General features: G+C 53.8%; 30 protein-coding genes. 23 read left to right on the plus strand and 7 right to left on the minus strand.

Features of this window, described 5'->3' with window-relative positions; genetic code table 11:
• The first annotated feature begins 77 nt into the window (after positions 1-77).
• From OCA8868_RS13745 to OCA8868_RS13755, 3 genes are read left to right on the plus strand one after another with little or no spacing between them, the layout of a single operon-like run.
• A complete protein-coding gene (locus tag OCA8868_RS13745; protein ID WP_093997134.1) occupies positions 78-1,091 on the plus strand; it encodes a TRAP transporter substrate-binding protein in 1,014 nt (337 codons plus the stop codon).
• Positions 1,092-1,592 carry a TRAP transporter small permease gene (locus tag OCA8868_RS13750; protein ID WP_093997135.1) on the plus strand — a complete coding sequence of 167 codons (501 nt, stop codon included), beginning with the start codon at positions 1,092-1,094 and terminating at the stop codon, positions 1,590-1,592.
• Positions 1,589-2,923: a TRAP transporter large permease gene (locus OCA8868_RS13755; protein ID WP_093997136.1), complete on the plus strand. Its 1,335-nt coding sequence runs from the start codon at positions 1,589-1,591 to the stop codon at positions 2,921-2,923. Before OCA8868_RS13750 ends, OCA8868_RS13755 begins: the two co-directional genes overlap by 4 nt.
• Positions 2,924-2,957: 34 nt before the next feature.
• Here OCA8868_RS13755 and OCA8868_RS13760 read toward each other — a convergent pair whose 3' ends face one another.
• The 6 genes from OCA8868_RS13760 to pcaF are packed head-to-tail and all read right to left on the minus strand — an operon-like array spanning position 2,958 to position 7,764.
• Positions 2,958-4,028 (minus strand): 2Fe-2S iron-sulfur cluster-binding protein, encoded by a 1,071-nt coding sequence (locus tag OCA8868_RS13760; protein ID WP_093997137.1) that lies wholly within the window; start codon positions 4,026-4,028, stop codon positions 2,958-2,960.
• Positions 4,029-4,038: 10 nt separating this feature from the next.
• Positions 4,039-4,509: a 1,2-phenylacetyl-CoA epoxidase subunit PaaD gene (gene paaD, locus OCA8868_RS13765; RefSeq protein WP_179214861.1), complete on the minus strand. Its 471-nt coding sequence runs from the start codon at positions 4,507-4,509 to the stop codon at positions 4,039-4,041.
• Positions 4,509-5,291, minus strand: coding sequence for a 1,2-phenylacetyl-CoA epoxidase subunit PaaC (gene paaC / locus OCA8868_RS13770; RefSeq protein WP_093997139.1), 783 nt, complete (start codon positions 5,289-5,291; stop codon positions 4,509-4,511). Before paaC ends, paaD begins: the two co-directional genes overlap by 1 nt.
• Entirely contained in the window at positions 5,291-5,575 is a 285-nt protein-coding gene (gene paaB, locus OCA8868_RS13775) for a 1,2-phenylacetyl-CoA epoxidase subunit PaaB (protein WP_093997140.1), read from the minus strand. Before paaB ends, paaC begins: the two co-directional genes overlap by 1 nt.
• Positions 5,576-5,579: 4 nt before the next feature.
• Positions 5,580-6,557 carry a 1,2-phenylacetyl-CoA epoxidase subunit PaaA gene (gene paaA, locus OCA8868_RS13780; RefSeq protein ID WP_093997141.1) on the minus strand — a complete coding sequence of 326 codons (978 nt, stop codon included), beginning with the start codon at positions 6,555-6,557 and terminating at the stop codon, positions 5,580-5,582.
• A gap of 10 nt (positions 6,558-6,567) precedes the next feature.
• Positions 6,568-7,764, minus strand: a complete 1,197-nt coding sequence (pcaF, locus tag OCA8868_RS13785) for a 3-oxoadipyl-CoA thiolase (protein WP_093997142.1) — start codon at positions 7,762-7,764, stop codon at positions 6,568-6,570.
• Between the two features lie 221 nt (positions 7,765-7,985).
• Here pcaF and iolG point away from each other — a divergent pair, with 221 nt between their 5' ends.
• The 20 genes from iolG to OCA8868_RS13870 all read left to right on the plus strand — a co-directional run bounded on the left by iolG (position 7,986) and on the right by OCA8868_RS13870 (position 22,790).
• On the plus strand, positions 7,986-8,990 hold the full coding sequence (gene iolG, locus OCA8868_RS13790; RefSeq protein WP_093997143.1) for an inositol 2-dehydrogenase: 1,005 nt from the start codon (positions 7,986-7,988) through the stop codon (positions 8,988-8,990).
• Positions 8,991-9,103: 113 nt separating this feature from the next.
• Positions 9,104-10,045 carry a substrate-binding domain-containing protein gene (locus OCA8868_RS13795; protein ID WP_093997144.1) on the plus strand — a complete coding sequence of 314 codons (942 nt, stop codon included), beginning with the start codon at positions 9,104-9,106 and terminating at the stop codon, positions 10,043-10,045.
• A gap of 90 nt (positions 10,046-10,135) precedes the next feature.
• Positions 10,136-11,209 carry an ABC transporter permease gene (locus OCA8868_RS13800; protein WP_093997145.1) on the plus strand — a complete coding sequence of 358 codons (1,074 nt, stop codon included), beginning with the start codon at positions 10,136-10,138 and terminating at the stop codon, positions 11,207-11,209.
• 13 nt (positions 11,210-11,222) lie between these two features.
• Entirely contained in the window at positions 11,223-11,996 is a 774-nt protein-coding gene (locus OCA8868_RS13805; RefSeq protein ID WP_093997146.1) for an ATP-binding cassette domain-containing protein, read from the plus strand.
• A gap of 1 nt (position 11,997) precedes the next feature.
• A complete protein-coding gene (locus tag OCA8868_RS13810; RefSeq protein WP_245848270.1) occupies positions 11,998-12,219 on the plus strand; it encodes a hypothetical protein in 222 nt (73 codons plus the stop codon).
• 24 nt (positions 12,220-12,243) lie between these two features.
• Complete coding sequence (gene iolB, locus OCA8868_RS13815; protein WP_093997148.1) at positions 12,244-13,050, plus strand: 5-deoxy-glucuronate isomerase; 807 nt, start codon at positions 12,244-12,246, stop codon at positions 13,048-13,050.
• On the plus strand, positions 13,047-13,202 hold the full coding sequence (locus OCA8868_RS16955; RefSeq protein WP_306456138.1) for an SDR family NAD(P)-dependent oxidoreductase: 156 nt from the start codon (positions 13,047-13,049) through the stop codon (positions 13,200-13,202). Before iolB ends, OCA8868_RS16955 begins: the two co-directional genes overlap by 4 nt.
• Positions 13,203-13,232: 30 nt before the next feature.
• Positions 13,233-13,358 carry a hypothetical protein gene (locus tag OCA8868_RS16960; protein ID WP_306456139.1) on the plus strand — a complete coding sequence of 42 codons (126 nt, stop codon included), beginning with the start codon at positions 13,233-13,235 and terminating at the stop codon, positions 13,356-13,358.
• A 6-nt stretch (positions 13,359-13,364) separates the two neighbouring features.
• Positions 13,365-13,622, plus strand: a complete 258-nt coding sequence (locus OCA8868_RS16965) for an SDR family NAD(P)-dependent oxidoreductase (protein WP_306456140.1) — start codon at positions 13,365-13,367, stop codon at positions 13,620-13,622.
• A gap of 3 nt (positions 13,623-13,625) precedes the next feature.
• Complete coding sequence (locus OCA8868_RS16970; protein WP_306456141.1) at positions 13,626-13,814, plus strand: hypothetical protein; 189 nt, start codon at positions 13,626-13,628, stop codon at positions 13,812-13,814.
• 80 nt (positions 13,815-13,894) lie between these two features.
• On the plus strand, positions 13,895-14,641 hold the full coding sequence (locus OCA8868_RS13825; protein ID WP_093997149.1) for a hypothetical protein: 747 nt from the start codon (positions 13,895-13,897) through the stop codon (positions 14,639-14,641).
• An 80-nt stretch (positions 14,642-14,721) separates the two neighbouring features.
• On the plus strand, positions 14,722-15,651 hold the full coding sequence (locus OCA8868_RS13830) for an ABC transporter ATP-binding protein (protein ID WP_093997150.1): 930 nt from the start codon (positions 14,722-14,724) through the stop codon (positions 15,649-15,651).
• Positions 15,648-16,409 (plus strand): ABC transporter permease, encoded by a 762-nt coding sequence (locus OCA8868_RS13835; protein WP_093997151.1) that lies wholly within the window; start codon positions 15,648-15,650, stop codon positions 16,407-16,409. The genes OCA8868_RS13830 and OCA8868_RS13835 overlap by 4 nt, the downstream gene beginning before the upstream one ends.
• Positions 16,410-16,453: 44 nt before the next feature.
• The gene (locus tag OCA8868_RS13840) at positions 16,454-17,242 is read left to right on the plus strand and encodes a S49 family peptidase (RefSeq protein WP_093997235.1); all 789 of its coding nucleotides are present in this window, start codon (positions 16,454-16,456) and stop codon (positions 17,240-17,242) included.
• A 162-nt stretch (positions 17,243-17,404) separates the two neighbouring features.
• Positions 17,405-18,391, plus strand: coding sequence for a calcium/sodium antiporter (locus tag OCA8868_RS13845; protein ID WP_093997152.1), 987 nt, complete (start codon positions 17,405-17,407; stop codon positions 18,389-18,391).
• Entirely contained in the window at positions 18,391-19,161 is a 771-nt protein-coding gene (locus OCA8868_RS13850) for an SDR family oxidoreductase (RefSeq protein WP_093997153.1), read from the plus strand. Before OCA8868_RS13845 ends, OCA8868_RS13850 begins: the two co-directional genes overlap by 1 nt.
• A 299-nt stretch (positions 19,162-19,460) precedes the next feature.
• The gene (gene uvrC, locus OCA8868_RS13855; RefSeq protein ID WP_093997154.1) at positions 19,461-21,326 is read left to right on the plus strand and encodes an excinuclease ABC subunit UvrC; all 1,866 of its coding nucleotides are present in this window, start codon (positions 19,461-19,463) and stop codon (positions 21,324-21,326) included.
• A 122-nt stretch (positions 21,327-21,448) separates the two neighbouring features.
• Positions 21,449-22,111 carry a CDP-diacylglycerol--glycerol-3-phosphate 3-phosphatidyltransferase gene (pgsA, locus tag OCA8868_RS13860; RefSeq protein WP_093997155.1) on the plus strand — a complete coding sequence of 221 codons (663 nt, stop codon included), beginning with the start codon at positions 21,449-21,451 and terminating at the stop codon, positions 22,109-22,111.
• Positions 22,111-22,356 (plus strand): molybdopterin converting factor subunit 1, encoded by a 246-nt coding sequence (gene moaD, locus OCA8868_RS13865; protein ID WP_093997156.1) that lies wholly within the window; start codon positions 22,111-22,113, stop codon positions 22,354-22,356. Before pgsA ends, moaD begins: the two co-directional genes overlap by 1 nt.
• Complete coding sequence (locus OCA8868_RS13870; RefSeq protein WP_093997157.1) at positions 22,353-22,790, plus strand: molybdenum cofactor biosynthesis protein MoaE; 438 nt, start codon at positions 22,353-22,355, stop codon at positions 22,788-22,790. Before moaD ends, OCA8868_RS13870 begins: the two co-directional genes overlap by 4 nt.
• Here the strand turns inward: OCA8868_RS13870 and OCA8868_RS13875 are convergent.
• Complete coding sequence (locus OCA8868_RS13875; protein WP_093997158.1) at positions 22,776-23,348, minus strand: DNA-3-methyladenine glycosylase I; 573 nt, start codon at positions 23,346-23,348, stop codon at positions 22,776-22,778. The genes OCA8868_RS13870 and OCA8868_RS13875 overlap by 15 nt on opposite strands.
• Positions 23,349-23,408: the final 60 nt, after the last annotated feature.

Genomic DNA, 23,408 nt, shown 5'->3' on the forward strand with positions numbered 1-23,408 from the left:
ATAATTGACTGACCGGTCGGTTTATGTAGACTTGAGAAAGTGCAGGGCGAGTCGGCCCCGCAACAAGGGAGGATATTATGAATACGAAATCAGGAATGCTCGCGGCGATTGCTGTGACACTTGCAAGCGCGACAACTGCGTTGGCCGAAAAAGAGATGGTCATCTCATCTTGGTTGCCACCATCACACATTATGAACGACACTGTTTGGCCTGAGTTCATCAGCCGGATCGAAGAAGCGACTGAAGGTCGCGTGACAGGCAAGGTTGAGTATCAACTTGCGTCACCTCCGTCCCAGGCTGATTTGATCGAAGATGGCGGTGCCGATGCCGCGTGGATCTTCCACGGCTACAACCCTGGTCGTTTCGTTACAACAAAGATGATCGAAATTCCGGGCCTTGTAGGTGACTCTGCTGCGGCATCCGCTGCACATTGGCGTGCACACGAAGAAGTTCTTGGCGCGGCCAATGAGCATGACGGTGTTGTACCTGTTGCTATGATGGTTCACGCGCCTGGCATGCTGCACCTGTCTTCAGAAATCAGTTCCCTTGACGATGTTACGGGCCTGAAGATCCGTTCAGGTGGCGGCGTAATGGGTGACGTTCTTGCCGGTCTTGAAATGGCTGGCGTTCAGGTGTCTGCACCGAATGTTTACGAGACTGTTTCGAACGGTGTCGCAGACGGTACGTTCTTTCCGGGTGACACGATCGCGATCCTGCGTTTGACTGAAGTACTTCCTTACACCTACCGTGTTCCTGGCGGCTTCTACCGTGGATCATTCTCGATTGTCATGAGCGAAGAGTTCTTGGAAGAAATTGGTGAAGAAGATGCTGCCGCAATCCAAGCCGTCCTCGGCGAAGACTTCTCAGCATTTGCTGGCGCAGCTTGGGATGAGGGCAACGAACGTGGTCTCAACGCTCAGATGGAATCCGGTCAGGTCGTTGACCTTGAGGGTGACGCTGCAGCACGGTTCACAGCGCTTGTTCCTCAAATTCAAGCGTCAGTTCTTGAAGAAGTGACTGCCAAAGGCGTGGACGCAGAAGCTGCGCTTACGATTATTCGCGACACTATGGCCGAATACAGCAGCAAATAAATGAAGCATACATTGCAGCGGGCAAGCCATTGGCTTGCCCGCATTTGTCTAATCCTCAGTGCAACGTCGTTGATGTTGCTCATGTTTCTGACGGTTGCCGAAGTGATCGCCAGATACGGCTTTAACGCGCCAATTTTCGGACGTCAGGATTTGGCGCAAATTCTGCTGGCCTGTTCGATTTTCTTTGCGGTTCCGGTCGTAACCCTGCGCAATCAGCAGATCGATGTGGATTTGTTGGACTTCCTTTTTTCATCACGGTTCGCGTTCTGGCGCGATCGCGCGATTCAGGCGCTGACGGCGACGTCTCTTTTGACGATGGGCGTATGGTTGTTTGAGCGTACAGAAAAAGCGCTTAGCCGTGGCTCCGCAACTGAGCTGTTGTTTCTACCAAAGTATCCCATCATCGGATTCATCGCCTTCATGGTGTTTGTGACCGGATTGCTCGTTGCATTGCGGTGCGTGTACCAAATCTTCCAAGCCCGACGAGGTGACTACGAATGACTTTTGCGCTGATTGCTTTCGTTATTGTTATCGGCCTCGTTTTAATACGGGTTCCAATTGGCATCGCCATGGGGTCAGTCGGCGCGATTGGTTTTGTCATCTTGCGGGACGGGCGCTGGTCTGCGGGGCTGGGCCCAGCTGCGGATTCCATTTTGGATGTCGCCCAAAACGATGCGCTGTCGGTGATCCCATTGTTCATTCTGATGGGCATGATCATCGCACAGAGCGGCATGGCCCACGATCTTTACCGCGCCGCCTATGTCTTGGTTGGTCGCTTGCCGGGTGGGCTGGCTATGTCGACGATTTTGGCATGCGGTGGCTTTTCTGCAGTATCTGGATCGTCTCTGGCAACAGCGGCGACAATGTCAAAGGTCGCCCTGCCGTCGATGCGTAAATTTGGCTATCACGATAGCCTGTCCACGGCCTCAGTTGCGGCTGGTGGGACATTGGGCATTCTGATCCCGCCGAGCATTATCCTAATTATCTACGGGTTCCTAACAGGCCAATCGATCGGCAAGTTGTTCCTTGCGGGTATCCTTCCGGGTCTTCTCGGTATTCTGCTTTATCTGGGCGCTGTTGCCTTCGTTGTTTGGCGTAAGCCGGAAGCGGGACCCGCAGGTGAACGCATGGAATGGGCGGAGGCGAAGGGCTGCATTTACCGCGTTATTCCAATCCTTGTTCTTTTCGTGATCATTATCGGTGGCATCTACGGGCAGGTCTTTACCGCAGATGAGGCTGCCGGTGTGGGCGCGTTCGGCGCGATTGTTATTTCGGTTATGATTGGGCGGTTCTCTTGGAAAGGTCTGATTGAGGCCCTGTCGCAAACCGTGCGTACATCGGTTGGCCTATTCGTGCTTCTGATCGGGGCGGACATCTTTAACCGCCTTATCACGCGCGCGGGTTTGACGGATGATCTTTTGAACTTTCTGCAGAACGCAGGATTGGAACCCTTCGCAGTGCTTGGCGTAATTGTACTGATCTATTTGGTGTTGGGTGCTGTCTTTGAAAGTCTGTCGATGATTACTTTGACGGTGCCGGTCTTTGCGCCGTTGATCGCATCGCTTGGATTCTTCGAAGCGGACCCGAGCGGTGAGATGGCCCTCATCTGGTTTGGTATCATCGTTGTGGTCGTGACCGAGATTTCGTTGATCACACCGCCAATTGGATTGAACGTATTTGTGTTGCGATCAGTGGTCACCGATGTGTCCGCAGCAACGATCTTTAAAGGCGTTACACCCTTCTGGGTCGCTGACATCATCCGGTTGATCTTGTTGATCGCACTACCGTTCTTCGCCCTCGTATTGCCCATGGGCATTTGGGGATTTGGGTAGGCTAAACCGGATCTAGTTAGTGAGGTCGGCCCTGTTAGTGGCCAGCCTCATCATAGTCCCAGACGACCTTTTTGCTTGAAACCGGATAGCACTGGCACGTCAGCACAAAGCCTGCGTCGACTTCGTAGTCTTCCAGTGCATGGTTGGCGACCATCTCGACATCGCCCTCAAGCACTTTGGCTTTGCAGGTTGAACACACGCCCGCCTTACATGCGAATGGCGCATCGATGTTGTTGGCAATTGCTGCTTCCAAAAGGCTGGTCTTAGGCGGAATGACAAACGACCGCGCCTCCCCACCAATGGTAACACGACCAGCAACACCATCTTCCATTTTGGAATCGTCCGCGATGGGTTCTGGCAAACGGCCAGGCTGAGAGGAGGCAAAAAGCTCAAACCGGATTTGATCTTTCGAAAGCCCATGCGCTTCCAACGCTTCGGAGATCGCCAACATCATCGGCTCAGGTCCGCAGATGAAGGCCATGTCGACGGTTGTGATATCGATCCAGTTCTTAAACAGCGCCGCGCATTTGTCGCCATCAACACGGCCATGGAATAGGTCAATGTCTTGGCTGTCATCTTCTAGAACGTGGATCAAGTTGAAGCGGCCTAAGTATTGGTTCTTCAGATCTTCCAGCTCCTCGCGGAACATGATCGTGTTGGGATTGCGGTTGGCATAGACCAGTGTGAACTGCGCATCGGGTTCTTCTTTCAAACCTGTCCGTATGATCGACAGAACTGGTGTGATGCCAGACCCGCCTGCAAACGCCAGATAGTGCGGGTCATCGCATTTGGCTTCGGCAAAGAAATTGCCCATTGGCGGCATTGCTTCGACTGTATCGCCAATCGCCAGATCCGTGTTTGCCCACGTAGAAAAAGCCCCGCCGGACACGCGCTTGATCCCGATTTGCAGCACGTCGTCTTGCTGCCCGGCACAGATCGAATAAGACCTTCGAAGTTCTTGCCCGTCAAAAGCACGTCGGAAGGTCAAATACTGGCCTTGGGTGAAGTCGAACGCGGCCCCTTCCACAGGTTGCAGCGTGACGACAACCGCATCGCGGATCGTTTTTTCAATTTGCGTGACGGTGAGCGGTTGGAACTGAGTCATGTCGTGTACCTTAGATACATTTGAAATAGTCGAAGGGTTCTAGGCATTCAGCGCAGCGCCATTGCGCCTTACAGGGGGTCGAACCGAATTGGCTGACGCGCTCCACCGCCTCTGATTTACAGCGGGGACAGCGTTCTGGTCCGCCCGCGGCTCGAGGTGGTGCGATACCGTAGCTTTCCAGCCGCGCACGCCCCTTTTCCGAAAGCCAATCTGTCGTCCAAGCTGGTGCGATCTGGGTTTTCAAACTGATTTTCTTGATGCCTTGTTTGGCGAGTGCGGTCTCAATGTCCATCGAGATCACTGCCATCGCAGGGCAACCTGAATACGTTGGCGTGACTGTCACCTCGACGGCATTGCTGTCCATGACGTTCACCGCCCGCACAACACCCAGATCAACGACAGAGATCACAGGAATCTCTGGGTCTGGTACATCTTCAAGCCAATCCCAGACTTGCGCCTCTGAAATACTGGCCAGTGCCATTACCAAGCCGCGCCCGGATATGAACGTTGCAAGGTCTGCATGGTCGCTAGCATGTGCCCAAGGTGCTCGGTGTGCCGGAACCCAGTCCGCCCACCCGAATGCGCGAACTTGCTATCAGGCAGCGTCAGACAGGCCTGTGAAAGTGTGCTGTTCACCGTGGTCTCCCAGTCGCCGCGCAATGTCGCGGGCATAGGGGCGACGCCAGCTTCGTGCATCGCTTTATCCACGTCATCTTCGCCAAAAAGCTCCCCGACATATGGCCAGAGGTAGTCCAAGGCAGATTGCATACGTGCGTTGCTCTCTTCAGTCCCATCCCCCAAGGCGATCACTGTCTCGGTAGAGCGATCGAGGTGATAGATCGCTTCTTTGACGGACTTAGCCGCGATATCTGCGACATTCTGATTTGAAGACGCACAAAGCGCTGTCAGCCATGGTACTTGGAAGGCATCAAACAAGAACTGACGCATCAAAGTGCGCCCGAAGTCTTCGTTTGGAACTTCTAGCATCAAGACATTTCGAAAGTCATAAACGTCGCGAAGGAAAGCCAGATCATTGGCGCTACGGCCTTTGCCCTCGACTTCACCGGCATAGCCGAGCCAAAGCTGTGTTTGCCCGATCAAATCAAGTGCCGTGTTCGTCAGCGCAATATCTTCTTCAAGGGCGGGGGCCACACCGCACCATTCGGATGTCCGGTGACCTAGAACAAGAACATTGTCGCCTTGCCGCAAGAGGAATTCAAAGAGCTGGCCGTCAATTTGAGTGGGGTTAGACGTGCCTGCCATTACATTTTCCCAACTTCGTCAGGGATGTCGTAAAACGTTGGGTGGCGATACACCTTGTCCCGGGCAGGGTCGTACATCGGGCCCTTATCAGACGGGCTGGATGCTGTGATTTGCTCGGCTTCAACGACCCAGATGCTCACACCTTCATTGCGTCGCGTGTAAACGTCGCGCGCGTTCTTGATCGCGTGTTCGGAGTCGGCAGCATGAAGCGATCCAACGTGTCTGTGGCTCATGCCATGCTGACCACGAATAAACACTTCCCAGAGAGGCCATTCTTTACTCATTTTCTTACTCTGCAGCCAAGTTACGCGTGGCTTTTTTCGCGGCATGGGCGGTCATTGCGTCGCGCAACCATGCGCCGTCGTCCCAAGCTTTTTGCCGGGCAGACAGTCGATCAACATTGCAGGGACCATTCCCAGAGATCACATCAAAGAACTCGTTCCAATCAGGTTCGGTGTAGTCGTAGTGGCCGGTTTCTTCATTCCATGTCAGCCCCTCATCCGGGATCGTTAGGCCGAGATACTCCGCCTGAGGAACTGTCTCATCGACAAACTTTTGTCGCAGCTCGTCATTGGTGTTTATCTTGATTTTCCAAGCCATAGATTGCGACGAATGCACGCTGTCTTTGTCCGACGGTCCGAACATCATCAACGCAGGATACCAAGTCCGATTAAGTGCATCTTGCGCCATACGCTTTTGCTCGGCATTGCCATTCACCATCGCCATCATGATGTGGAAACCTTGGCGTTGGTGGAAGCTTTCTTCTTTGCAAACGCGCACCATCGCACGGGCATACGGGCCATAAGATGTACGCTGTAGTGGAACTTGGTTCATGATCGCCGCGCCATCAACCAGCCAGCCGACTGCGCCCATGTCTGCCCAAGTCAGCGTCGGGTAGTTGAAGATCGAGGAATACTTCATCCGTCCATCGAGCAGCATTTCGGTCATCTCGTCACGCGACACGCCAAGCGTTTCGGCGGCGCAGTACAAATACAGGCCGTGACCAGCCTCGTCTTGTACCTTGGCCAAAAGGTTGGCTTTGCGTTCCAACGTGGGCGCACGTGTGATCCAGTTGCCCTCAGGCAATTGGCCTACGATTTCCGAGTGGGCGTGCTGACCGACTTGTCTGATCAAAGTCTTGCGATAGCCTTCAGGCATCCAGTCCTTGGGTTCGATCTTTTCTCCGGCATCGATGCGAACCTGAAACGCGGCTAGCTTGGCGGGATCGTCCTTCGTCGCTTCGGACTTAACCATTTGTGCATACATCGTGTCGCTCCTATGTCCGTTCCAAAATCAGGGCAGTGCCTTGGCCGACACCCACGCACATCGTGCAAAGTGCGTATCGCCCGCCAGTACGTTTCAGCTGGTACGCTGCGGTCATGATCAAACGTGCGCCTGACATGCCCAATGGATGACCTAGCGCGATTGCACCCCCGTTGGGATTCACGTGCGGCGCATCATCGGCCAAGCCCAGTTCACGTAATACCGCAAGACCCTGGCTTGCGAATGCTTCGTTCAGTTCTATCACATCCATCTGATCAAGGGTCAGCCCTGTGCGTTCCAGAACCTTTTTCACTGCGGGTACCGGACCAATCCCCATAACGCGCGGCGCGACGCCAGCGGCGGTCATGCCAACGACACGTGCTAATGGTTGCTTTTTGGCCGCGGCTGCTTCGTCACCTAGGAGCAACGCGGCAGCCCCGTCATTCACACCGGACGCATTGCCGGCAGTAACGGTCTTATCCGGTCCATTCACACCTCGGAGCTTGCCGAGCTTGGTAACATCGACACCGGGGCGTGGGTGTTCGTCCGCTTCAAATACAATTGGGTCGCCTTTACGCTGCGGGATACTAACACGCATCAGCTCATCCGCAAAAAGACCCGCCTCAGCCGCTGCCGCATACTTCGCTTGCGAGCGTGCTGCAAAGGCATCCTGATCTGCACGCGAAACGCCATAGTCTTCTGCCACGTTGTCCGCCGTTTCAGGCATTGAATCTGTGCCGAACTCTTCGTGCATTTTGGGGTTCACGAAACGCCAGCCAATGGTCGTATCATAGACTGCATTGGCGCGTGAAAATGCGGTGTGGGCCTTTGGCATCACGAAGGGTGCACGGCTCATACTTTCAACGCCGCCCGCAATGGCCAACCCGTAGTCGCCAGCTTTGATCCCGCGCGCGGCCATGCCAACAGCATCCATGCCTGAGGCGCAAAGGCGGTTGATCGTTGTTCCAGGTACCGTTTCGGGCAAACCCGCTAACAGTGCCGCCATACGTGCTACATTGCGATTGTCTTCGCCGGCTTGGTTTGCATCGCCAAGGATCACATCATCGACAGCCCCAAAATCCACGTCGGGATTCCGGCGCTTCAATTCTGCGATTGGCAAAGCTGCAAGGTCATCCGTGCGCATTGAGGATAATGTGCCGCTGTAGCCGCCAATTGGTGTTCTTACTGCGTCGAGAATATATGCGGTCATTTGTACTTCCGTGAAATCATCCGACGACACTAACACGTTACAAAATCTTTTCAAAATAGAAAATGTGTAACATTTTGAAGGCCTCATAAGGACTCTCCACTCCTTGCGGAACAAATTGATCCTCTTGCCTGCCGCAATTTCTGCCGATTGAAGTTCTCCTTGCAACCGGTTGCAAAACTGCGCAGTCTGTCAATGTCGGGAATCAAAATTGGAATCATTTCATGTTGAACATTGGGCTTTTGGGGGCTGGTCGCATTGCTATCGTACATGCGCGCGCGATCTCTGCGCACTCAGGCTCACGGCTGGTTTCTGTTGCGGACGTAATGCCGAAAGCTGCGCAAGAATTGGCGCAGGCTTACGGTGCGAAGGCACAGACCAGCGATGAGATCCTTTCTGACCCATCGATTGACGCCGTATTGATTGCGACATCGACGGACACCCATTCAGGATTTATCGAGGCGGCGACCAAGGCAGGTAAGGCTGTGCTTTGCGAAAAGCCCGTGGATTTAAGCCTTGATAGAGCGCGCGCTTGCCAAAAAGCGGTTCAGGCGCACGGCAAACCGGTAATGATCGGTTTTAACCGCCGCTTTGATCCAAATTTCGCAGCGATGAAAGCGGCCATCGATGCCGGTGAAATTGGCAAAACAGAAATGCTTACGGTCACGTCATTTGACCCTGCGCCCCCACCTGTAAGCTACGTAAAGGTATCTGGCGGAATCTTCCGTGACATGATGATCCATGATTTTGACATGGCCCAATTTATCATGGGCGGTTTGCCTAAAACGATCATGGCGACGGGCAGCTGCCTCGTTGATCCGGAGATCGGTGCTGCAGGCGACTTTGACACAGCAACCGTTACCATGACCTATGAAGATGGCCGTATTGCCGTTATCAATAATTCGCGCCGTGCTGTTTATGGATACGACCAACGTGTCGAGGTTCTCGGCGCGGACGGGCTGCTTCAGGCCGGAAATATGTTGGAGAACACCGTGGTGAAATCCACCACCCAAGGTGTTGTCAGCGCAAAGCCGATGCATTTTTTCTTGGAACGCTACATGCCTGCCTATGAGGCTGAGTGGTCCGCATTCGTTGAGGCGCTTTCTTTGGGAGAAGAAATGCCTGCGACCTTGGCAGACGGAATTGCCTCGCTCGCGATGGCGGAAGCCGCGAACCTATCGGTCGCGCAGTCGCGGCCATTAAATTTGGCGGAGGTGCTAGAAAGCTAAGCTGCCAAATAAACAATTGGTCGGGTTTCCCCGGCCATCATCGAGTTCGACGTATGTCGAATATGCGTAACGCCATGCGCTCTGATTGGCGGAAACTCTAGGGAGGAGTTACTATGAAGAAGATCCTTTTGGCCGCTGGCCTTGTAACACTAATGGGTACAACCAGCGTTATGGCGCAGCAGATCGGTGTTTCCGTTGCTCGCTTTGACGACAACGGTTTGACCGTCATGCGGAATGGTATGACAGCGTTCGACGAAGCAAATGACGATGTGTCCTTGCAGATTGAAGATGCGACTGACGACGTTGCCAAGCAACTCGACCAGATCAACAACTTCATCGCGTCTGGCGTTGATGCGATCATCGTGAACGCAGTAGACACAAACGCAACTGAAGCGATGTCTAACGCTGCAGCAGCTGCTGGCGTTCCACTGGTATACGTGAACCGTCAGCCTATCAACATGGATACTCTACCAGAAGGCCAAGCTTTCGTCGCGTCTAACGAAATCGAATCCGGTACATTGGCTGCGTTCCAGATGTGTCGCGATCTGCGCGCAGCTGGTAAGTCCGGTGGCGCGACTGCGTACATGCTGATGGGTCAGCTGTCTAACCAAGCGGCTGTTCAGCGCTCCAAGGACTTCCATGACGTTATTGGCATGGACATGTGTAACTTCATCACGCTGATCGACGAGCAGACAGCAAACTGGTCCCGCGATGAAGCGAACGATCTGATGACAAACTGGATTTCTTCCGGTGAGCCATTCGACGCTGTTTTCGGCAACAACGATGAAATGGCACTGGGTGCAATTCAGGCGATGAAAGCTGCAGGCATTTCCATGGACGACGTTGTCGTTGGTGGTGTTGATGCGACTTCTGACGCTCTGCTGTCCATGCAGGCTGGCGAAATGGACGTCACAGTGTTCCAAGACCTCGCGGGTCAGGGCGCAGGTTCCATCGAGACAGCGATCGCACTGATCAACGGCGAAGAGGTCGACCGCACCGTCTTCATCCCGTTCAAGCTGGTGACACCAGACAACATTGGCGACTTCTTGCAGTAAGCTGCCACGTTTCTAATGACCGGGGCGTTTTTGCGCCCCGGTCAACATAATCTTTACGAACAAACTGACGCATCAGGGGGGACCGACTAGATGTCAGATTCAAGTGAAGGCACGGGTGGCCTTACATATGACAAATCAAAGCGGCAGTGGCCGAACGAACTGAACGTTCTCGCCGCCCTTATCCTGATTATCATAATCTTCGAAATTCTCGGCGCGATTTTCATGCAGCAGAGTCTGCTATTTGATACGCGCGACCGGTTCGACAGCATCTTCAACGAAGCACGGCTGCGGATCATTATTATTCAAGTCGCGATCATCGGCATTATTGCATTGGGCGTTACACAGGTGATTATCACCGCGGGTATCGACCTGTCATCTGGGTCCGTGGTGGGCGCCACTGCGATGATCGCGATGAGTTTCGCGCAAGTCGCAGAAGTGAGCGGCGCACCGAACCCAAAGGCGATCTTTGGCGAATGGGCGCTTGATCTGCCGGTGATTGTACCCGTAATGGTTGGCCTTGGGGTCGGTATGATCGCGGGTTTGATCAACGGCTTCCTGATCGCTTACTCGCGTATTCCACCCTTTATCGCGACGCTTGGCATGATGCTGTTTGCGCGTGGCGTGGCGCAGTGGTGGTCACTTGGAAACCCTGTGTCTTTCCCGACGGACGCTTATGCTGTGATCGGCTCGGGCATGAACCCTGTGATCATCTTCCTTGGCCTTGCCCTGCTGTTCCACTTCATCATGAACTACACGGTCTACGGCAAGCACACATACGCGATCGGCTCGAACGAAGCGGCAGCGCGGATGTCTGGTATCAACGTGCCGCGCCATTTGCTGCTGGTTTATGTGATTGCAGGTGCCTTGGCTGGTCTGGCCGCGGTGATCCTCACGTCAAAGAACCTTACGGCGCAGTCAGGTATGGGTCTGTCATACGAACTCGAAGCGATTGCGATGGCGGTCATTGGTGGTGTGTCCCTGTTTGGTGGGCGCGGGTCCATTATCGGTACAGTGATTGGTGCGCTCATCATTGGTGTCATCACATCTGGCTTCACGTTCTTGCGCCTTGGAGCATACTATCAGGAAATGGTGCTGGGGATGATTATCGTTGGCGCGGTTGCGCTTGATCAATGGCAACAAAAACGCGCTGCGGCGCGGGCTTAGGGAGGGCTGAAAGATGTCAGAGTATATTCTGGAAACCAAAGGCCTGACCAAACACTACGGTGGTGTGCATGCCTTGGAAGACGCAAACTTCACCCTTGAGCGCGGCGAGCACGTCGCGATCATGGGTGACAACGGGGCAGGTAAGTCAACGTTCGTGCGCCAGATCACCGGTGTTGAACAACGCACCCGTGGCACTGTGGTTTTTGACGGTGAAGAAGTCAGCTTTGCGGGGCCACTAGACGCGCGTGAAGCGGGCATTGAAACCGTGTTCCAAACTCTTGCGTTGGCAGATGATTTGAACGTGCCTGACAATCTGTTCTTGGGTCGTGAGAAGACGAAATGGAACTGGCTCGGCCCGTTCCGTCGGCTGGACTACAAGGCGATGCGCGATGATACGATGGCGGGCTTGGTGAAGACGGGCGTTAAAATTCCTAACATCAAGAACACTATCGCCAATATGTCGGGCGGGCAGCGCCAGTGTGTTGCGATTGCGCGCACCGCGACGTTCGCATCCAAACTGACGATCATGGACGAACCGACTGCGGCCTTGGGTGTGCAGGAAACCGCACAGGTGGAAAACATCATACGCACGCTGAAGGAACAGGGCGAAAGCTTGATCCTCGTGTCACACAACATGCGGCAAGTGTTTGATCTGGTGGACCGTATCATCGTGTTCCGCCGCGGACGCATGGTTGCGAACCTGCGGGTTGAGGACACAAACGGCGAAGATGTCGTGTCCTACATCACCGGCGCCAAGACGGGCGCTGAATTTGAAGGCGCAGCATAACTTGGCACGCCGCAGCATGTTCGATGTCGATGTTCCGTTCTTCCTTCCGGTTTGGCGGCGCATCGCGGTTGTTGCGGTGGCCGTTCTCTGGGGGCTGTTTGAGGTATCCACCGGGGCGATGTTTTGGGGGCTCATCTTTATTGGCATGGGCGCGATCGTTGGTTGGCGGTTCACAATTGCAGACTGGGACGCCGTAGCCAAAGAAGAGCAAGACCTCGAATAGGCGATCATCATTGTGAGGGATTAGATGCCAAACCTTCTAAGAAAACCTGTCGGAAAGCACGGGCCCGTTCACAATATCACGCCACAAAACGCGGGCTGGACCTTTGTTGGCTTCGCACTTCACAGCCTCAAGGAAGGCGAAACGGTCGCCGACGTTACGGGTGATCGAGAAGTGATCCTTGTGATGGTCGAAGGTAAGGCGCAGATCAGTGGCGCTGGTGAAGATTGGGGCATTCTGGGTGACCGGATGAACGTCTTTGAAAAGTCACCGCCACATTGTCTGTATCTTCCTGACGGCTCGGACTGGTCCGCCACGGCTATGACGGATTGCAAAATCGCAGTCTGCTCTGCGCCCGGATTATCCGGCCACAAGGCGCGCCGTATCGGGCCGGATGGCATTACCCTGACCGAACGCGGTAAGGGCACCAACACCCGCTACATCAACAACATTGCGATGGAGAACGAGGACTATTGCGACAGCCTTTTGGTGACCGAGGTCTTTACGCCAGCGGGGCACTGGTCCTCTTACCCAAGCCACCGTCACGACGAAGATGATTACCCGCGTATCACCCAGCTAGAAGAAACCTATTACCACCGTCTGAACCCAGCCAATGGATTTGGCATTCAACGTGTCTATACAGACGACGGTGATCTAGACGAAACGATGGCCGTTGCAGATGGCGACGTTGTTTTGGTGCCGCGCGGTCATCATCCATGTGGTGCGCCCTATGGATTTGAAATGTACTACCTGAACGTCATGGCCGGACCGCTGCGAAAATGGCGCTTTGTGGTGGCGCCGGAAGTTGAATGGATCATGGAGCGGGACGCATGAGCGAGCCTAAGTTTGCAAATTACCCTTCGCTAAAGGGTAATACAGTTTTCATCACTGGTGGGGCGTCCGGTATTGGCGCGGATACCGTGCGTAGCTTTGCCGCCCAAGGAGCGAATGTGGGCTTCGTTGATCTGGATGAAAGCGCGTTCTAGGCCCTTGTAGATTCTACGGATGGAAACGTCGTGTGCACCACCTGTAATTTGCGCGACATCGATGCACTTGAGACTGCCTTTACAGAGCTGGTCGAAAAGATCGGTCCGGCTCAGGTTTTGGTGAACAACGCGGCCCGCGATGATCGCCATGACTGAAAAGACGTGACACCTGAATACTGGGATGAACGTTTCCACACGAACCTGCGCCACATGTTCTTTGCGATCCAATCGGTCGCGCCAGAGATGATAAAGGCAGGGGCAGGGTCCATCATCAACATCGGGTCCAATTCTTGGTGGGAAACCGGTGGTGGGTTTGCGGCATATGCAACGTCCAAATCTGCCGTGCACGGCCTAACGCGAACAATGGCGCGTGAACTGGGAAAGAACCGAATCCGCGTAAACACCATCGTCCCTGGCTGAATTATGACCGAGCGGCAAAAGGACCTCTGGGTCACGCCCGAAACATTGGCCAAGCAAGTCGATAGACAGGTTCTGCATGATCCGATCGACCCGATCTATGTCGCATGCATGGTCGTTTTCCTCGCCTCCGATGATGCGGGATGTGCAGTGCGCAGAACTTCATGGTCAAAGCAGGTTCGATCTAGAAATTAACTCCAAATTTTGAATGCCTTGCAGGCGCCATTGAACCGTGGCCTAATCCGCGACCACGCGAAAGTAACCGGAGAGAAAGCATGGAGTCGGACGACGTTTATCTTGGCGGTGCTTTGCCTTTCCAACAGCGGTTTGAAAAGTCCAGACGACCCTTTGTTAACCCGGGCAAATACCTCCCTGCAGTGGACTGCGATCTCGATATGATCATTTCAATAGTCGTGCCTGCCCCTGAAGTTGACTATGAAACAATAAAGCGGGCCAGCATTGAACGGCGGTACGCTGAATTTCAGGCTGAGTTTGAAGGGCGAAGCGAACTACTGCTTCTTCACTCGATGCTTGTAGCGATGTTGCGGCGTAATGATCCGCCCCGAGAAGCCCTAAAGCTGTTCGTTAGACTTTGGGAGGAGAAGGGCGACTATCTAGCGAATGAATTAAGCATGCGTTGGAAAGTTTCCGCAGCGACAACGTTTGGGGATTGCGGCGAAACATTGGAACAACGTGCCGTAGGAATGGGGCTGTCGATCCTTTTCGACAGCATTAAATTGCACGAAAGTGAACGGCGCTTATCTGGCCAGCGAAGCGAACTACCGTTTCCAACTGTTTCGCGCAAAGAACGTCACGCCATCGCGTTTGATGTAAAACCTTTTTCGGTTGCACGTGGTGACATGGATCGAAATTTGCTTGCTCGGCTGTCTCTTATGGCGAGGAAAGACGAAGCGATTTATCCGCTCGCATATTCGATGTTGTCAGAAATCATGACCGACCAGCGTACTGTTTTTGCGCGCCTCCAAAAACTTCGAATTGCGGAATGGATCGAGAAGGCATGACGGCTTTACCTTTACTTAGGGTCGACCGTCTTTCCCTTTCGCGTTCCGCCAACTAGTGTGCCGGTCAAAGGATTCATGACATGAAAAATATCGTTGAGGTGCGCAGCCTTACCAAGACATATGATGGCGGATTTGAGGCGCTGAAGTCCGTTGATCTGGATATCAAACAGGGTGAAATTATTGCGCTGCTTGGGCCGAATGGTGCAGGGAAGACTACACTGATCTCGAGTATTTGTGGTATCACGCGTGCCACAAGCGGGACGATTAGCATTGGTGGGCATGATAATGTCACCGCGTTTCGTGCAGCACGCAATCTTGTCGGTCTGGTGCCGCAGGAAATTAACCTTGAACCATTCGAGAAGGTCATCAACACCGTGCGGTTTTCACGCGGGTTGTTTGGGAAGGCACCCAGCGATGCCTACATCGAGTCCGTTCTGAAATCGCTGTCTTTGTGGGACAAGAAAGACTCGAAGGTCATGGCGCTGTCTGGCGGTATGAAGCGGCGCGTTCTGATCGCGAAGGCACTTGCTCATGAGCCGCGTGTTCTATTCCTTGATGAGCCGACCGCGGGTGTTGATGTCGAATTGCGCAAGGATATGTGGGAGGTTGTCGCGAAGCTCAAGGAAGACGGCGTTACGATCATCCTTACCACGCATTACATCGAAGAAGCCGAAGCGATTGCCGACCGAATTGGCGTGATCGCCAGCGGTGAAATCTTGCTGGTTGAGGATAAGGCGGACCTGATGACCCGTATGGGGCAAAAGACCCTAAAGGTGGATTTGGCTGAACCGATTTCCGAAATCCCGAAAGGTCTGTCAGCGTATGACCTCACGATTGAGGGCGAAGGACTGCTTTATTCGTATGACACCAAGACGGACCGCACCGGCATCACCAGTTTGCTGGCGGACCTGCAAAAAGCAGGGCTAAAGATGACAGACTTGCAAACGCGCCAGTCATCATTGGAAGAAATCTTCGTGTCCCTGGTGGCCGATAAGGAGGGCGCGGCATGAACTTCCAAGCTATTAAGTCTATATATATCTTTGAGATGGCGCGGTTTTTCCGCACGCTGATGCAGAGTTTCATTAGCCCCGTGATTTCCACGTCCCTTTACTTCGTAGTCTTCGGCACAGCCATCGGATCGCGTATCGAAAGTGTCGAAGGCGTCGGCTACGGCGCGTTCATTGTGCCCGGGTTGATCATGTTGTCGGTGATGACACAGGCAACAAGCAACGCGTCGTTCGGCATCTATTTTCCGAAATTCATCGGCACGATCTACGAACTATTGTCGGCCCCCGTCAGCTTTTTCGAGATTACGGTTGGTTACGTTGGGGCAGCAGCAACCAAGGCGATGTTCATCGGCTTGGTGATCCTTGCCACATCGTTCCTGTTCGTTGATTTCACCATTGAGCACCCCATCGCGATGATCGCGTTCCTGACACTAACATGTCTTTCGTTCAGCTTGCTGGGTTTCATCATCGGTATTTGGGCGGGTAATTTTGAGCAGCTCCAGCTGATCCCGCTGCTGATTATCACGCCATTGGTGTTCCTTGGTGGGTCGTTTTACTCGGTCACGATGCTGCCGCCGATCTGGCAAACCATCACGATGTTCAATCCGGTTGTGTATCTGATTTCCGGTTTCCGCTGGTCGTTCTTTGGCACCGCTGATGTCTCAATTGGGCTAAGCTTATTTGCGATTGGGCTGTTCACTTGTATCTGTTTGGGCATCATTGCTTGGATATTCCGCACAGGCTGGCGCATTCGACAATGACGGGTGACCTTGTTTCCAAACGGTATGCGGCCTAAATGGACGACATGAAACGCTGGATACCCTTTATCAAGTCAGACCCGCATGTGGCTGTCGTTCGCCTGCAAGGGACGATTGCAGCATCAAGCCGTTCGTTGAATGACCGTGGGCTGACAGATTCTATCGAAAAGGCGTTTCGCAGCAATCCTGCGGCAGTGGCGCTGGAAATCAGCTCTCCGGGCGGATCGCCTGTGCAGTCCTCATTGATCGCCGCGCGTATTCGCCGCCTGGCCGAGGAAAAAGACATTCCTGTTTACGCCTTCGTTGAAGACGTCGCCGCGTCAGGTGGCTATTGGCTTGCGACAGCAGCGGATGAGATCTGGGTTGATCGTGGGTCTATTGTTGGCTCCATCGGTGTGATTTCCGCGGGCTTTGGCCTGACCGGAACACTGGAGAAAATCGGTGCAGAGCGCCGTGTTTACACCGCGGGTAAATCCAAAAGCATGCTCGACCCGTTTCAGGCTGAAAAGCCAGCGGACGTGAAGCGCCTCAAGGGTTTGCTTGAAGACATGCACGAGTTCTTTAAGGATCACGTGAACGCGCGCCGTGCTGGAAAACTGGCCGATCAGGACTTGTTCACAGGTGATATCTGGGTCGGTGAAAAGTCTATCGAAGTGGGGTTGGCCGACCACGTTGGCCACCTCGTCCCAACGATGAAAGACCGCTTTGGCGACAAGGTGAAGCTCCGCCGTTTCGGGCAGAAGAAATCCTTTATGTCGCGTTTCGGGATGCAGATCGTAGATGACACGGTCGCAGGCATCGAAGAACGCGCAGCCTATGCGCGGTTTGGACTGTAAATGATTTTTAAAATTGTCTCTCTGTTTCTGGTTGGCATGGGCGTGCTTGCGATGTTTGGCAAGCTTACGGTGCCGGGTGCGAAACGATTTGCTGACGCGAAGTGCCGGTCCTGCGGGAAGTTCACTTTTGGAAAACCCTGTACCTGCAAGGAACGCAATTAAATGCTCAATTGGCTATCTATTCCCGCTGGTCCCGTGACGGATTGGGCCTTCACAATTGTTGGCTTGGTTCTGCTGCTTTTGGCGGGTGACAGCCTTGTAAAGGGTGCGGTGAATATGTCGCTGCGCCTTGGCGTTCCTGCGCTGATTGTGTCGCTGACAGTTGTTGCCTTTGGTACCTCTGCACCTGAACTGTTGATCGCGATCCAAGCGATTGTTGATGGCATACCGGACTTGGCGCTGGGCAATGTTGTCGGCTCGAACACGGCGAACGTGCTGTTGGTCTTGGGTGTGCCTGCGATGATGGCCGTGATGCACACGAGCGGATGCGACTCTCGCAACAGTTATTTGCAGATGCTTGGTGGGTCGTTGCTGTTTATCGCACTGGCCTATCGAGGTGTGTTTGATTGGATTGCAGGCATTGTGTTGCTAGCAGCATTGGCGGCCATGTTGGTCACGGCGGCGCTGGCAGCGCAACGTCACCGCAAGGAAGATCAAGCTTGTGAAGAGGATGAACTGGAGGATCTTGATGGCGCTGATCCGGATCTTCCGTGGTCCAAGATCATTTTGTTTCTCGTACTTGGGCTAATTGGTTTGCCGCTTGGTGCGAATTTGCTAGTTGAAGGTGCGTCTAACATCGCGCGTGACTATGGCATTTCTGACGCTGTAATTGGTTTGACGCTTGTCGCGGTTGGAACGTCTTTGCCGGAACTGGCGACCACAGTTATGGCGGCTTTGCGTCGTCAAGCAGATGTCGCGATCGGTAACGTCATTGGGTCCAACATGTTTAACCTGTTAGGGATCATCGGTGTCGCGTCGCTTGTTGGGCAGATCCCTGTGAAAGACATCTTCTTTGAACGTGATTTTTGGATCATGTTGGGCGCGACGCTTGTGTTGATCCCGTTTGTGTTTTTCAAACTCGACCTGACGCGCATCTGGGGTATCGTCCTGACGGCGCTGTACGTCACCTACTTGTTCATGGTGCTCTGATGCCTGCTGCGCTGATCACAGGTGGCGGTGCGCGGCTTGGTAAGGCGATGGCGCTTTATCTTGGGCAGCGCGGCTATGATGTGGCGGTGCATTACAATTCTAGCGCTAAGGGTGCTGAGGACGTTGCTGCAACGTGTGGCGGGAAATCTGTCGCGTTGCAGGCTGACCTTTTAGACGAAGCCCAAATACATGACCTGCTGCCAGAGGCAGCACAGCAGCTTGGGCAGCCAGTCAACGTTTTGGTGAACAACGCGTCGATTTTTGAATACGACACCATCGAAACCGCGACCAAAGACAGCTGGGACCGTCATATGGGGTCCAACCTGCGGGCACCGTTTGTTTTGACGCAGGCGTTTGCAAAGCAAGCTCCCGAAGCGGGAACAGACGAAAACGGTGAAAGCATAGCGAATGCTTTGGTCGTCAACATGCTCGACCAACGGGTTCGGAAAATGACGCCGGAGTTCATGACTTATACTTTGGCAAAGATGGGGCTTTGGGCGTTCACACAAACCGCAGCAATGGGCCTCGCGCCGCACGTGCGGGTGAATGCGATTGGGCCAGGGCCGACGTTGCAGGGGCTTCGCCAATCGGATGCGCACTTTGAAGGTCAGCGAAGCAACACTGTTTTGAAGCGCGGAGCGAACCCGTCAGACATAACTGCGGCGTTAGGTTACTTTCTTGATGCGCCAGCGGTTACTGGGCAATTGTTGTGTGTTGATGGTGGCCAGCATATCGGTTGGAAAACGCAGGATATTCTGGGTGTTGAGTGACGCCTTCTGGTAGACTCCGCGACAACTTGTGCACCGCTAGTTTAATTCGTCATAAATCGGTTACTTTTCTTTAATGTTTTCAGGTATTTGTCGCGATAAAAATTAATTCCTGTTTTGTTTCAATGAGTTATAGGAATGCCTAAAAAATAGGCAGTCCCACTAAGGGGTAAGAAAACAAGGAATTTTTCGACGTCAGGCGGATTTGCCCACGAGGTTATCCACAGATTCCGTGGGTATGTTTCGCCTTGCAAGGGGTGCTTTGCCATTGCAGCGCGACACGAGAATCATAGGTTAGGGATATGAGCAGCGAAACCAGTGACATTCAGACCGGACATGACGTCATTCAGGGCTATCTACGCACACTGGATAGCTCTCCGGGAGTATACCGTATGCTCGATAGCGAAAGCCGTGTGCTTTACGTTGGTAAGGCGCGCAACCTGAAGAACCGTGTTAGCAACTACGCACGTCCGGCGGGGCATTCCGCGCGCATCGCAACTATGATTTCACACACCGCAACGATGATGTTCCTGACAACGAAAACGGAAACCGAAGCGTTGTTGTTGGAACAGAACCTGATCAAGCAGCTGAAGCCCAAATACAACGTGCTGCTGCGCGACGATAAATCGTTCCCGAATATTCTGATCTCTGGCGATCACGATTTCCCGCGTATCGAAAAGCACCGCGGCGCGAAAAAGAAAAAGGGTAACTACTTTGGACCCTTCGCCAGCGCGGGCGCAGTGAACCGCACGCTCAACACGATGCAACGAGCGTTCCTGCTGCGAAATTGCACCGACAGCGATTATGAAAGCCGCACGCGGCCCTGTTTGCAGTACCAGATCAAACGTTGTTCTGCGCCGTGCGTCGGAAAAATTGGCGAAGATGACTATAAGCAGCTTGTGAAGGATGCTGAGCGGTTCTTGTCGGGTAAGTCCACTGAGATGCAGGCCAGTTTAGCCGAGCGGATGGCCAAGGCGTCCGAGGAGTTGGAGTTCGAACGCGCCGCCGCATTGCGGGATCGCATCAAAGCTCTGACACAAGTGCAGACATCTCAAGGAATTAACCCGCGTGGTGTGACCGAAGCCGACGTAATTGCGCTGCACACGGATGGCGGCCAAGCTTGCGTGCAGGTGTTTTTTATTAGGGCCAATCAGAACTGGGGCAACAAAGACTACTATCCGCGTATCTCAGGGGATGAGGACGCAAGCGAAGTCATGCAGGCCTTCGTTGGGCAGTTCTATTCTGACCGCGAACCTCCGCGCATGTTGTTGTTGTCGCACGGGCTCGACGATGAAGACTTGGTGATCGAGGCCTTGGCGGAAAAGGCAGGTCGTAAGGTTGAGGTGATCGTGCCGCAACGGGGCGAAAAGGCCGAGCTGGTCAGCAATGCTGCGCGTAATGCGCGCGAAAGTCTGGGTCGTAAGATGTCAGAAACCGCAACGCAGGCGCGTTTGCTGCGCGGACTTAAGGACGCGTTTGATTTGCCAGAGGTGCCGCAAAGGGTTGAGGTTTACGATAACTCGCACATTCAAGGGGCGTTCGCAGTTGGCGCGATGATTGTCGCTGGGCCTGAAGGGTTCGACAAAAACCAATACCGTAAGTTCAACATCAAAGGCGAAGATCTGACACCCGGCGATGACTTCGGGATGATGAAGGAAGTCCTGACGCGGCGTTTCAAGCGTTTGTTGAAAGAAGATCCCGACCGCAAGCTGGGCACGTGGCCTGGGTTGTTGTTGATTGACGGTGGCGCTGGGCAAGTCAGTGCCGTTCGCGAAATCATGTCCGAGTTGGGCGTTGGCGATGTGCCTATGGTCGGTGTGGCCAAAGGCGTGGATCGTGACCACGGCAAGGAAGAGTTCTACCGTACGGGCAAGCCCGTCTTTGCACTGCAACGCAACGACCCTGTTTTGTATTTCGTACAGCGGATGCGCGATGAAGCACACCGGTTTGCGATTGGAACCCACCGTGCGAAAAGAGCCAAGGCGATTGGGGCGACACCGCTTGATGATGTGCAAGGCGTGGGTGCGAAGCGCAAACGCGCGTTGTTGCAGCATTTTGGATCGGCAAAGGCTGTGGGCCGCGCGGCTCTGGCCGACTTGAAAGCCGTAGACGGGATTTCGGACAGCATTGCCGAGACGATTTATGGGTACTTCCATGAAAAAGGATAGAATTGGTTCGAATTGGCTTCGCCAATCCGACAGGCCTCGGCTTCGCCTCGGATAAGTTGAGTATTTATGAGCCAAAGAAGCTTGGAGTGGCGTGTGAATTGGAAAGGGCATAGACAGATCGTATGACGTGGAACATTCCCAATATCCTGACGCTTTTGCGTCTGCTGGCCGCCCCCGGTGTGGCCATCATGTTTTTGTATTTTGCGCGGCCCTATGCGGACTGGTTTGCGCTAATCTTGTTTGTTGTGGCCGCGACGACCGATTGGGTCGATGGGTATCTTGCTCGTGCATGGAACCAACAAACCAAATTTGGCGCAATGCTGGACCCGATTGCTGATAAAGCGATGGTTGTCATTGCGCTGCTGGTCATATGTGGCTTTTCGGGGATGAACCCTTGGATATTGTTGCCTGCAATCCTGATCATGTTTCGTGAGACATTTGTGTCTGGTTTGCGGGAGTTCTTGGGGGATACGGCAGGAACATTGAAAGTGACACCGTTGGCCAAATGGAAAACTGCAACGCAGATGACGGCGATCGCAGTTCTGTTTTCTACCGGCGCATTCGAGCACTATTTTGGGATGCAGACGCTCGGAATGGACGCTGGGATCGTTGAAGACGTGCTATTTGGTGATGCTCCGGATGAGTTGGGGTTGATCTGGAAGTATAAGGGTATGATTTGGAGCTGGTGGGTTGGGATCGTCCTGTTGTGGATCGCAATGGTTTTGACAGTCATCACAGGCGCGGACTATTTGCTCAAAGCTATGCCGTTCCTAAAGGAGGAGTGATGCAGGTTCTCTATTTTGCATGGGTGCGTGAGCGCATTGGCGTGCCGCGCGAGGAGGTTGAGACCTCCGCTGTGACAGTGAATGATTTGGTTGTTGAACTACGTGCCCGTGAAGAACGTTATGATGCTGCATTTGCGGATACTTCGGCGTTGCGCGTTGCACTTGATCAAGAACTGGCGGAGTTTGACGCACCCCTTTCCGGCGTTCGGGAAGTGGCATTCTTCCCGCCGATGACCGGCGGATGATCCGCGTCCAATCAGAGGCGTTTGACGCCGGCGCGGAGCTTAACGCGTTTTCAACCCAAGCTGCCGGTGCAGGCGCTGTTGTCAGCTTCACAGGCGTCGTGCGTGACGTGACGGGCGGGTTGTCCGGCATGGAGATCGAGCACTACGAGGGCATGACCGAAAAAGCGCTGGGCGCAATTCGCGCGGACGCGATGCAACGGTGGGAGCTAGCGGACTCCCTGGTTATTCACCGGTTTGGGCGTCTTGAGGTTGGTGAGGTTATCATGATGGTCGCAACGGCCTCAAAACACCGCAAGGACGCATTTGAGGCAGCGGAGTTTTTGATGGACTACCTCAAGTCCCGCGCACCGTTCTGGAAGAAAGAAATTACCGCTGATGGGGCTGATTGGGTCGCGTCAAAAGATGAAGACGAAGACGCCTTATCGCGGTGGTGAGGCCAGCGCCTTGCACGGTTCGTGTTGTGGGCAGGTTGTCAGGTGGTCGTTGACTAAACCACAGGCCTGCATCCACGCATAGACGATTGTCGGGCCGCAGAATTTGAAACCCATTTTCTTTAAGTCTTTGGAAAACTGCGTTGAAATATCCGTATAACCGGGAACGTCCACAAGGGTCTCGCGGTTTGTTTGGAGCGGCTTTCCGTCAACATAAGACCAGCACAGCGCCGAGAAATCGTCTATCTTCAGATACGCTTGCGCGTTGCCGATAGTCGCTTGGATTTTACCGCGGTGGCGGATGATGCCATCGTTTTGCAACAGCCGTTCAACGTCTTCTTCGCCCCATGCAGCGATGATTTCAGGGTCAAAACCTGCGAACGCTTCGCGGAAATTATCGCGTTTTTTCAGGATAGTGATCCAGCTTAACCCTGCCTGAAACCCGTCAAGAATAAGCTTTTCCCAAAGCGCGCGGCTGTCCCACTCCGGCACACCCCATTCGGTGTCGTGATAGTCCGTGTAGATAGGTTCTGAACCGGCCCAGCCGCAACGTTCTGACATCGTTTCCTCCCAGAATATCCGTCCAATTGAATTCAAATGCGCGCCCTTTACCAGCCCTTA

It is taken from the genome of Octadecabacter ascidiaceicola (genome assembly GCF_900185015.1).
Taxonomy (GTDB): domain Bacteria; phylum Pseudomonadota; class Alphaproteobacteria; order Rhodobacterales; family Rhodobacteraceae; genus Octadecabacter; species Octadecabacter ascidiaceicola.

What these genes read in the sequence shown, in the direction of transcription:
- pgsA (WP_093997155.1), top strand. Translation starts at nt 21,449, where the DNA reads ATGACGTGGAACATTCCCAATATCCTGACGCTTTTGCGTCTGCTGGCC.
- OCA8868_RS13875 (WP_093997158.1), bottom strand. Translation starts at nt 23,348, where the DNA reads ATGTCAGAACGTTGCGGCTGGGCCGGTTCAGAACCTATCTACACGGAC.
- moaD (WP_093997156.1), top strand. Translation starts at nt 22,111, where the DNA reads ATGCAGGTTCTCTATTTTGCATGGGTGCGTGAGCGCATTGGCGTGCCG.
- OCA8868_RS13840 (WP_093997235.1), top strand. Translation starts at nt 16,454, where the DNA reads ATGAAACGCTGGATACCCTTTATCAAGTCAGACCCGCATGTGGCTGTC.
- uvrC (WP_093997154.1), top strand. Translation starts at nt 19,461, where the DNA reads ATGAGCAGCGAAACCAGTGACATTCAGACCGGACATGACGTCATTCAG.
- OCA8868_RS13805 (WP_093997146.1), top strand. Translation starts at nt 11,223, where the DNA reads ATGTCAGAGTATATTCTGGAAACCAAAGGCCTGACCAAACACTACGGT.
- paaA (WP_093997141.1), bottom strand. Translation starts at nt 6,557, where the DNA reads ATGTATGCACAAATGGTTAAGTCCGAAGCGACGAAGGACGATCCCGCC.
- OCA8868_RS13870 (WP_093997157.1), top strand. Translation starts at nt 22,353, where the DNA reads ATGATCCGCGTCCAATCAGAGGCGTTTGACGCCGGCGCGGAGCTTAAC.
- OCA8868_RS13830 (WP_093997150.1), top strand. Translation starts at nt 14,722, where the DNA reads ATGAAAAATATCGTTGAGGTGCGCAGCCTTACCAAGACATATGATGGC.
- OCA8868_RS13750 (WP_093997135.1), top strand. Translation starts at nt 1,092, where the DNA reads ATGAAGCATACATTGCAGCGGGCAAGCCATTGGCTTGCCCGCATTTGT.
- OCA8868_RS13745 (WP_093997134.1), top strand. Translation starts at nt 78, where the DNA reads ATGAATACGAAATCAGGAATGCTCGCGGCGATTGCTGTGACACTTGCA.
- OCA8868_RS13760 (WP_093997137.1), bottom strand. Translation starts at nt 4,028, where the DNA reads ATGACTCAGTTCCAACCGCTCACCGTCACGCAAATTGAAAAAACGATC.
- OCA8868_RS13850 (WP_093997153.1), top strand. Translation starts at nt 18,391, where the DNA reads ATGCCTGCTGCGCTGATCACAGGTGGCGGTGCGCGGCTTGGTAAGGCG.
- paaB (WP_093997140.1), bottom strand. Translation starts at nt 5,575, where the DNA reads ATGAGTAAAGAATGGCCTCTCTGGGAAGTGTTTATTCGTGGTCAGCAT.
- OCA8868_RS13795 (WP_093997144.1), top strand. Translation starts at nt 9,104, where the DNA reads ATGAAGAAGATCCTTTTGGCCGCTGGCCTTGTAACACTAATGGGTACA.
- OCA8868_RS13845 (WP_093997152.1), top strand. Translation starts at nt 17,405, where the DNA reads ATGCTCAATTGGCTATCTATTCCCGCTGGTCCCGTGACGGATTGGGCC.
- iolG (WP_093997143.1), top strand. Translation starts at nt 7,986, where the DNA reads ATGTTGAACATTGGGCTTTTGGGGGCTGGTCGCATTGCTATCGTACAT.
- OCA8868_RS13800 (WP_093997145.1), top strand. Translation starts at nt 10,136, where the DNA reads ATGTCAGATTCAAGTGAAGGCACGGGTGGCCTTACATATGACAAATCA.
- paaC (WP_093997139.1), bottom strand. Translation starts at nt 5,291, where the DNA reads ATGGCAGGCACGTCTAACCCCACTCAAATTGACGGCCAGCTCTTTGAA.
- pcaF (WP_093997142.1), bottom strand. Translation starts at nt 7,764, where the DNA reads ATGACCGCATATATTCTCGACGCAGTAAGAACACCAATTGGCGGCTAC.
- OCA8868_RS13825 (WP_093997149.1), top strand. Translation starts at nt 13,895, where the DNA reads ATGGAGTCGGACGACGTTTATCTTGGCGGTGCTTTGCCTTTCCAACAG.
- OCA8868_RS16955 (WP_306456138.1), top strand. Translation starts at nt 13,047, where the DNA reads ATGAGCGAGCCTAAGTTTGCAAATTACCCTTCGCTAAAGGGTAATACA.
- paaD (WP_179214861.1), bottom strand. Translation starts at nt 4,509, where the DNA reads ATGGCACTGGCCAGTATTTCAGAGGCGCAAGTCTGGGATTGGCTTGAA.
- OCA8868_RS16970 (WP_306456141.1), top strand. Translation starts at nt 13,626, where the DNA reads ATGACCGAGCGGCAAAAGGACCTCTGGGTCACGCCCGAAACATTGGCC.
- OCA8868_RS13755 (WP_093997136.1), top strand. Translation starts at nt 1,589, where the DNA reads ATGACTTTTGCGCTGATTGCTTTCGTTATTGTTATCGGCCTCGTTTTA.
- iolB (WP_093997148.1), top strand. Translation starts at nt 12,244, where the DNA reads ATGCCAAACCTTCTAAGAAAACCTGTCGGAAAGCACGGGCCCGTTCAC.
- OCA8868_RS13835 (WP_093997151.1), top strand. Translation starts at nt 15,648, where the DNA reads ATGAACTTCCAAGCTATTAAGTCTATATATATCTTTGAGATGGCGCGG.